Genomic DNA, 8,277 nt, shown 5'->3' on the forward strand with positions numbered 1-8,277 from the left:
CACCGAGACAACCGACCCGGCAGCCCTCACCGCCTAGCTTTCACAGTGGATCACCGCGTGGCCGTCGTTACACCACGCCACCGGACGTGACCGCGTAGCCGCCCCTTAACTCCTCACCTCTCTCGCGGCACTGCACTGCGTTCGCTTCGGCTCCACCGCCAAGCACAGCTGAAGGCGAACGCTTCTATGCTCCGGACGATCGCCGTTTTGGCTAACCGGCGATGGTCGGCTATGTTGCCCGCGACCCCATCCGGTCCTCGGCTCCGTCTTGAGTTACGACGCTAGCCAGCAGGCTCCTTCAACCAGGCTGTTCTGGCCGCCCTGCCAGTCCGTATCCCACGTTTTCGTCAGTCACCCTCATCGCCATCGCGCACCTCATCGGCGCAAGCCAAGGCACAGCCGCACAAGTAGGTAGCTAACGGAGGCACGTCGTAGGGGATCCACCGTAAAGGGGCGCCGGCGCGTTGGGCATCCCCACGGCTTAGTGGTCGGGGCCGGAAGTTCCTCGGGGGGTTGACGCTGAAGCAGCGACCGTGCATGTCGCTGCGGCAGATGTCGGGGGTCGCGGGATAGGGGGAGCGTCCGATGAAGTGCTCGATTACGTCTGCTCGGAAGTCCGCGGGGAGAGCGGCCGCTCGAAGAAGGTCTCAAGGACCACCGTGGCCTGCGTCCTGCTGACCCCGTCGATGGCGTAGATCCGGCGCAACACATCCTGCAGTTGCTCGGTGGATGCGGTCCTGACCTTCACCAGCACCGAGGCGCTGCCAGCGATGATGTGCGCCTCCAGGATTTCGGGGAGCGCGGCGAAGTCCTGCGCCGCATCACCCATCCAGGAAGTCGAGTCGACCATCACATAGGCCAGGACGGCGCCGCCCAGCGCGGCCGGGTCCGTCTCGACGGTGGTGCGCCGGATGACACCGCACTCCCGCAACTTGCGCACACGTTCGTGAGCGGCGCCGGCCGAGAGGCCGACGGCCTGGCCCAGCGCGGCGTAGGACTGGGTGGCGTCTTGCTGGAGCTGCGCCAGCAGGACGCGATCGATGTGATCCATAACCCTCCGTTCGGAATCCTCTTGTGTTGGCCATACCTTGTCCTGCAGTTTAGGTTTTGAGCAAAATACTGTTCAGTGCACGATGCCTACAGAAGGGAAGGCCTCATGACTGGCGAGCGCCCCGGGCTGTACGAGATGCTCGACGACCGGTTCCGTACCGGGCGGTGCATGAATGGTGACGAGACGCTGGAGGTCCTGTACACCGGCTGCCGCTGGGCCGAGGGGCCGATCTACCTGCCTGCCTGGCGGCAAGTGGTCTGGAGCGATATCCCCAACGACCGGATGCTGCGCTGGGACGAAGAGACCGGTGCCGTCAGCGTCTTCCGCCGCTCCGCCGGGCACACCAACGGCAACACTCTCGACTGTCAGGGCCGGCTGATCACCTGCGAGCAGGGCAACCGTCGAGTGACCCGGACCGAACACGACGGCACCATCACCGTGTTGGCGGAACGGTGGAAGGGCAAGCGCCTGAACAGCCCGAACGACGCGGCCGTCAAGTCCGACGGTTCGATCTGGTTCTCCGACCCGGACTTCGGCATCACCAGCGACTACGAGGGCTATCGTGCGCTGAGCGAGATCGGCTCCAACAACGTCTACCGTATCGATCCGGCCACCGGCGAAGTGCGGCTGGTCGCCGACTGTTTCGGCGCCCCGAACGGCCTGGTCTTTTCACATGACGAGCAGCAACTGTTCGTCTCCGACACCCGAGCAGGCTTCATCCGGGTCTTCGACGTACACGAGGACGGCACGCTGTCCGAGGGCAAGGTCTTCGCTGAAGCGGAGGCCCGCAAGGCTGCCCGTTTCGACAATCTCCGCTTCGACGACGCCGGCCGGCTCTGGGCCGCCGCGATGGGCGACGGAGTGCACTGCTACGACCCCGACGGCACGCTGATCGGGCGTCTCAACGTCCCCGAGGCAGTTGCCAACATCTCCTGGGGCGGCGCCAAGCGCAACCGTCTCTTCATTGCCGCAGAGACCAGCCTCTACTCGGTGGTCATGGGCGTCACAGGCACGCACCCGACCGGACCGGGCCGCCGGCCCTGGCTCTGAGCGGTCGGCTCCGGAAGTCCTTCGGGGGTTGACTTCGAGACTGGGGTCGCGGCTGGCGTCCGGTCAGATATCCGGGGTGGCGAGGTGGAGGCTGCAGGCGCAGTCGAGGGCCTGTTCGGGGGTGCCGGCGAGTGAGCCGGTGGGCAGGACGGTGTTCTCGTACGTGTCGCTGCTGGCGAGGTAGAGGGCGAAGCCCCACGTGGCGGCGGTGCCGGTGTAGCGCAGCCGCATCAGCTTGACCTGTTCGCCGTCGGCCAGTTGGCCGGCTACGTAGGCGAAGGCGCCGCGGTGGCGGACGTGCAGCCGGGCCAGTTGAGGCCAGGCGGTGCGGGCGTGGTCGTCCAGGCGCTGCTCGAGCGAGAGCCTGGCGTGTTCCGAGGGTGCGGGCATGGCGTCATCCTGCCCGCCGGGCCGGGGCCGGGAGGCGCCAGGCTACGACTGTCGTGCTCTGCCTCTCTCATGATCGGCTCTCGCTTCATGCCCGTTGTCCTGGCCCGCCTGATCGCCCTGACCGCATCCGAGCGTGAGCGGCTCAAGAAGATGGCCTACGGTCACAAGACCGAGTACCGGCTGCGAGCCCGGGCGCAGGTGATCCTGCACGCGGCCAGAGGCCGCTCCAACGCGCGTATCGCCCGGAAGACCGGCCTGCATCTGGACACGGTGCGCCGGTGGCGGGGCAGATTCGCCGAGCAGCGCCTGGCCGGGCTCGCCGACCGTGAACGCTCCGGCCGCCCGCCGGCCTTCACCGCGCTGCAGATAGCCGAAGTCAAGGCGCTGGCCTGCCGCCTGCCCGCCGAGAGTGGGGTACCGCTGTCGCGCTGGTCGTGCCCGGAACTGGCCCGCGAGGCCGTGGCCCGGGGCATCGCCACCTTCGTGTCGGCCTCCACCGTGCGCCGCTGGCTGGACCGGGACGCGCTCAAGCCCTGGCAGCACCGCTCCTGGATCTTCATCACCGACCCCGACTTCCGCACCAAGGCTCAGCGCGTGCTGGACCTGTACGCCCGCACCTGGCAGGGCGTCCCGCTCGGCGCGGACGAGTATGTGATCAGCGCGGACGAGAAGACCTCCATCCAGGCCCGCTGCCGCTGCCACCCCACCCTCGCCCCCGGGCAGGCGAGAGCGATGCGGGTGAACCACACCTACGAGCGCGGCGGCGCCCTGGCCTACCTGGCCGCCTACGACGTCCACACCGCCAAGGTGTCCGGCCGCACCGAGCCACGTACCGGTATCGAGCCGTTCATGAACCTGGTCGACCAGGTCATGACCCAACAGCCCTACGCCAGCGCCAGACGGGTGTTCTGGATCGTCGACAACGGCTCCTCCCACCGCGGCAAGAAGGCCGCCGACCGGCTGACCGCCGCGTTCCCGAACGCCGTCATGGTCCACACCCCGATCCACGCCTCCTGGCTGAACCAGGTGGAGATCTACTTCTCCGTCGTCCAGCGCAAGGTCGTCTCACCCAACGACTTCACGGACCTCACCCAGGTCGGGAACCGGCTCCGAGCCTTCGAAGACCGCTACAACGCCACGGCACAGCCGTTCCAGTGGAAGTTCACCACCTCCGACCTGGACGATCTGCTGGCCAGACTCGACCGGCACACCACCGATCACCAGGAAGAATCCTCGCTCCGCCTCGCCGCATGAGCAACCCCCGAAGGACTTCCGAAGCCGACCACTAAGAGATCGACAACGTCGGGCGAACGCCGATTTGTTTCCGTGCAGGCGCTCGAAACCGTGAAAGAAATGTGAGAGGGCACCTCTCACCCCGTCCGTCTACTCGCTTCAGGCGGCGATGTGTCAGGAGGTGGCACGGAAGACTCATGCCACAGCACGGTCCCAGCACGGTAGCGATGAGCCGGGATGACGGTTGACGAGAGGACAGTTAGCCAGTGGCCATCGGCCCCACGGGCTGTGAACTGGGAGAGGTGTTCCGGTTTCAGCTGGCCCCAGTTCCTGACGGACGGCGTCACAGGGGCTCGCGGGGCCGTCGGTTCGGCGGGGATGGTGAGGTCCTCTGCGGTCGCAGTCGTCCGTCGCGCAAATGCCGCAACAGCCTCCGGGTGCAACGGGAGGGCTGCGGAGGTGTCCGCGATCTCGTCGAGCCGGTAGGTGTCGTGATCAGGGTCGCCAATCGGCCGTCCACGGCAGGTAAGGGACCGGGGGATCTCATCTGATGCCAACTAGCGTATGACGTCAGCAATCCCCGCTAGGGTTCGCATCTCGTCCATATTCGCTCTCGGTGGAGGTCTTGTTCGTGTCGCGGATTACTGCTCGTCGCGCTTCGGATCCGGTCCGGATCGGGCGCTTCCGAGTGGTCGGGGTGCTGGGCGCGGGTGGGATGGGCACGGTGTACGCCGCTGTGGGGGAGCGGGGCGAGCGGGCAGCGGTGAAGGTCGTACACGCAGGACAGGCGGCGGATGAACAGTTCCGGGCCCGGTTCCGGCGCGAGGTGCAGGTGCTGCGGCGGGTGTCGGGTCCGTGCCTGGTGCCGCTATGGGACGCCGATCCCGAAGCGGACATCCCGTGGCTGGCCACCGCCTACATACCCGGCTTGACGCTCAGCGATCACACGGCGGTGCACGGGCCGCTGGCCGGGATCCAGCTGCACCTGTTCGCCGCCGGTACGGCCGGAGCGCTCGCCGCCGTACACACCGCCAGAGTGGTCCACCGCGACCTGAAGCCCGCGAACGTGATCCTGGCCCCGGAAGGGCCGCGGGTGCTGGACTTCGGCATCGCCCACGTCGCCGACGGCACCGCGGTCACCCACACCGGCATGCTGACCGGCACCCCGGGCTGGCTGAGCCCCGAGTACTACCGTGACGGCACAGCCGGGCCGCCCGGGGACCTCTTCGCCTGGGGCGCGCTGCTCGCCTTCGCGGCTACCGGCCGCCACCCCTTCGGCGCCGGTAACGCCGAGGCCGTCGCCTTCCGCGTCCTCAACGCCAAGCCCGACCTCGCCGGCGTGCCCGATGATCTGCTCGGCCTGGTGACCGCGTGCCTCGCCAAGGACCCGGCCCACCGGCCGTCGTCCGCCGTCATCGCACAGAAGACCGCCCAGTTGCTCGGCGAACAAGCAACCCAGGTCCTCGGCGATGTCCACAACCGACCCACCGAGGTCCCGAACCTGATCGCCGAGCAGTGGCACCCCCCGACCGTCGAAGACCCCACCTGGCCCACTCCCGCCAGGCGCCGTTCCGGCAGGCGCACCCAGCTCATCGTCGTCGCCGGCGCTGTGTTCGCCGCAGCCGCCACAGGCACCTGGTTCGCACTGGCTCGAGGCCACGCCTCGGCGCACAGCACCCACTCCCCGCACCTGGCCGCAGCACGCTCCACCCCTGCCGCCGAACAGGCAGCGCCCACGTCACCCCTCGCCCGTCCAGCCACCACCAAGGCACAGGCCTCGACCGCCGCGGCCTCGTCCGCGCCCACGCAGACCCAGGTGGTCACCCTCAGCCCCTGGTCCCCGGGCGGCACCCCGGCAGCCGACATCACCATCACCGGCCGGGCCAGCGGCTCCTGCTTCGGGACCGCCGAATCAACCATGCGCACAGACGCCTGGCGCTGCACCGCCGGCGACCGGCTCCTCGACCCGTGCTTCTCCCCGGACTCCAACCCCGAGGACACCAGCGCGCTATGCCTGGACGGAGCCCCCGACCGCATGGTCGAACTGTCGGTCCCCGAGGGCTTTCCCGGCAACAACGACCACATGCCAGGCGGACCCGACATCGAGCCGATCATCATCGTCCTGGCCAACGGTGCCCGCTGCTCGTTCGCCGGTGGTGGCACCGCGACGCTGGCAGGACAGCGGCTGAACTATGGCTGCGACAACGGTGGTTACCTGTACGGGAACCCGAACAAAGCCGGCGCCGTATGGACCATCTCCTACTCCGCCCCCAACAGCGGCACCAGCATCGCAACGCCCATCACCACGGTCTACCAGTAGGACAACGGGTTGGGCAATCCAGGAAAATTCCCAACGAGGTCGACGACAAGGGGCAAGACGACGCAACCCGTCGGTCCTCAGTGCGGCACGGCGGCGGCGTCCGCGCACCAGGCCGGAACAGCAGGAACTGCCCCCACATAGCAGGGTGGCATCGCTCAGTCGGCCTGCCCTGCCCCTACAGCCGGGAACATGGGCTGGTACTGCAGGGGTCACCCGGCCCCCAGCCAGCTGAGAGACGGCCACTCCACAGGCACTCCGGCCCGCGGGCTCCAACAACTCAGTGGCTCGAGTGCGCGCAGAAACAGCCAGTGGCGCGGTCCGCACTTCTAACCGTTGGTCAATATCTACGTGAATGCCCCTTTTTGTGTAAGGACTGCGCGTAAGCGGCTTCCGTCTTCAGGTGGCATAAGTGACAATCGTGATAGGGGAGGCCAACGAGTTCGGGGGTGAGCATGTTCGACAAGTGGCTTGAGCAGCAGTCGGTAGAGCAGCCGGGGGGCAAGCTGCACTACGAAGCGCTCGTCGAGTCTGGCCGGCTCGATGACGAGGAGCTCATGGGCCAGCTCGGCCACGATGTAGCCCGCAACTACCTCAACCCCAGTGAACTCGCGTACGTGTTTGACGATCTGGGGTCCCCGGAGGTCGCCAAGTACTTGCGCGCCAATAAGTTCCCCACCCGGCTCGCGGTGAGGCACGGGGACTTCGGAGAGATCGTCACGGCCGCCCTGTACCGGAGGGTGCGCGGCTGGTGCGTGCCGATTCTCAAGCTCCGCTACAAGCAGACTCCGAACCAGGCCGTGCAGGGCACGGACGTGCTGGCCTTCCGCTTCCGCCAGACGCCGCCGGTGATCGCCGTACCCGAGGTGAAGACCCGCGCCACACGCAAACGCGACCTGGGAAAAGAGGCGTACGACAGCCTGGAGAAAGTCCTCGACCGCCTGGACGAGAGCATTCACTTCGCCATGGTTCGCTGCGCCGAGCGCAACCACCTGTTCCTGGTACGCCACCTCGCCGGCCTGCTGCGACACCCCAAAGAGCGGGTGGTGGAGCGGCATATGGTCTTCGTGCACGATGCCCTCGCCTGGAAGGACGATGTCGTCGACATCCTGGCCGGCGTGGTGACCCAGCGCACCGAGCTGACGGTGGTCAAGATTCGCAGCCTGCAGGAGTTCGTCGCCCGCGTCTTCAAGGCCGCCGAGACCGGCGCCGGCCCCCGTCGTACCAAGACCAGCGAGGATGCTTGAGCGTGAAGGACTACAACGGCACCCTCCACCGGCTCGGCGAGGAGGCCCTCACCGACGGCGAAGCCGCGCCGATTCTGCGCGCTCAGCTGCGCTCGCATGTCCTGGGCGACCAGATCAGCCTCGAAGGCGCCCCCGTCGCCTACACCTACAACCTTGACGGCATGCGGAACGGGCTAACCCTGGCCAGGCTGGGCCAGCTCACCCGGACCCCGCGGGAACGCCGCGCGGATCCAGGACCGCTGACCGAGATCGCGGAGGCATACGCCGACCTCGCTGACCGGTACGAGGCCGCGCATCCCCGGCGCGTGGAACTGCTCGCGATCAGCGCGACGTTGTGGAGCCTAGCCGGCTACCAGGCCAACGCCTCCACCCTCGCCGCCGCCTTCACCCGCGAGGCACGGTCCCTGTTCGCTCGCAACGAGTCCGAAGTCTTCGAGACGCCGACCACGGCCGCTCCGTACCGGATCACCGAACTGACCGGCGCCGTCCTGCGTCGCGACCTCGACGCCGTCTCCCGCCTGGGCCAGCAGACTGCCGACGACCTTCCCGCCTTGGGGCACCAACTCGTTGCGGAAACCGCCGAAGGACGGGCCGATGTGGCGGACGCCGCCGTGCTCGCCGCCTACGGGCTTACCGGACGCGCCGCCCGCAATCTCGCCACCCTGTGGCGCACCGGCAACCGAGCCGCCGGCCACACAGCCGTGGCCGATCTACGCAAGGCCGCCTCCATCCTGCTGGACGCCTCGGTGGCCGACACCTGGACCCTGATCGACTCCCTCGCCCACGTCGCCGAGGACATCGTCGCCACCTCGCCCTGGCTGCTGCTGCGCCGCGCGACCACCTGGGGCCGTCTGTGGGAGCGCTATCTCAAGGCCCTGATCGTCGCCGAGCGGCCCGTCATCCAGGTGTGGCCCTCCCAACGCGCCGCCCTGGAGGCCGGCCTGGTCGATGCCGCAGCGCGGAACATGGCGGTGACCATGCCCACCTCG

General features: G+C 68.0%; 7 protein-coding genes. 5 read left to right on the forward strand and 2 right to left on the reverse strand.

The window, feature by feature from the left end; genetic code table 11:
- Positions 1 to 598: 598 nt before the first annotated feature.
- Positions 599 to 1,051: an Lrp/AsnC family transcriptional regulator gene (locus tag AB0915_RS36880; RefSeq protein ID WP_366695444.1), complete on the reverse strand. Its 453-nt coding sequence runs from the start codon at positions 1,049 to 1,051 to the stop codon at positions 599 to 601.
- 105 nt (positions 1,052 to 1,156) lie between these two features.
- Here AB0915_RS36880 and AB0915_RS36885 point away from each other — a divergent pair, with 105 nt between their 5' ends.
- Positions 1,157 to 2,101, forward strand: a complete 945-nt coding sequence (locus AB0915_RS36885; protein ID WP_366695446.1) for an SMP-30/gluconolactonase/LRE family protein — start codon at positions 1,157 to 1,159, stop codon at positions 2,099 to 2,101.
- A 63-nt stretch (positions 2,102 to 2,164) separates the two neighbouring features.
- On the opposite strand, the gene AB0915_RS36890 is transcribed toward AB0915_RS36885, so the two are convergent.
- Positions 2,165 to 2,491, reverse strand: coding sequence for a hypothetical protein (locus AB0915_RS36890; protein WP_366695448.1), 327 nt, complete (start codon positions 2,489 to 2,491; stop codon positions 2,165 to 2,167).
- 87 nt (positions 2,492 to 2,578) lie between these two features.
- Here AB0915_RS36890 and AB0915_RS36895 point away from each other — a divergent pair, with 87 nt between their 5' ends.
- The 4 genes from AB0915_RS36895 to AB0915_RS36910 form a co-directional block, all read left to right on the forward strand.
- Positions 2,579 to 3,745: an IS630 family transposase gene (locus AB0915_RS36895; RefSeq protein ID WP_366695450.1), complete on the forward strand. Its 1,167-nt coding sequence runs from the start codon at positions 2,579 to 2,581 to the stop codon at positions 3,743 to 3,745.
- A 610-nt stretch (positions 3,746 to 4,355) separates the two neighbouring features.
- The gene (locus AB0915_RS36900) at positions 4,356 to 6,044 is read left to right on the forward strand and encodes a serine/threonine-protein kinase (RefSeq protein WP_366695452.1); all 1,689 of its coding nucleotides are present in this window, start codon (positions 4,356 to 4,358) and stop codon (positions 6,042 to 6,044) included.
- A gap of 452 nt (positions 6,045 to 6,496) precedes the next feature.
- A complete protein-coding gene (locus tag AB0915_RS36905; RefSeq protein WP_366695456.1) occupies positions 6,497 to 7,288 on the forward strand; it encodes a Hachiman antiphage defense system protein HamA in 792 nt (263 codons plus the stop codon).
- Between the two features lie 2 nt (positions 7,289 to 7,290).
- A partial coding sequence (locus AB0915_RS36910; RefSeq protein ID WP_366695454.1) for a hypothetical protein occupies positions 7,291 to 8,277 on the forward strand: 987 nt, incomplete at its 3' end.

Source organism: Streptomyces sp. NPDC048411 (assembly GCF_040704695.1).
Lineage (GTDB): Bacteria > Actinomycetota > Actinomycetes > Streptomycetales > Streptomycetaceae > Streptomyces.

Bases quoted from the DNA above. Each gene is read 5' to 3' on its own strand.
- AB0915_RS36880 (WP_366695444.1), bottom strand. From the start codon at position 1,051: ATGGATCACATCGATCGCGTCCTGCTGGCGCAGCTCCAGCAAGACGCC.
- AB0915_RS36885 (WP_366695446.1), top strand. From the start codon at position 1,157: ATGACTGGCGAGCGCCCCGGGCTGTACGAGATGCTCGACGACCGGTTC.
- AB0915_RS36890 (WP_366695448.1), bottom strand. From the start codon at position 2,491: ATGCCCGCACCCTCGGAACACGCCAGGCTCTCGCTCGAGCAGCGCCTG.
- AB0915_RS36895 (WP_366695450.1), top strand. From the start codon at position 2,579: ATGCCCGTTGTCCTGGCCCGCCTGATCGCCCTGACCGCATCCGAGCGT.
- AB0915_RS36905 (WP_366695456.1), top strand. From the start codon at position 6,497: ATGTTCGACAAGTGGCTTGAGCAGCAGTCGGTAGAGCAGCCGGGGGGC.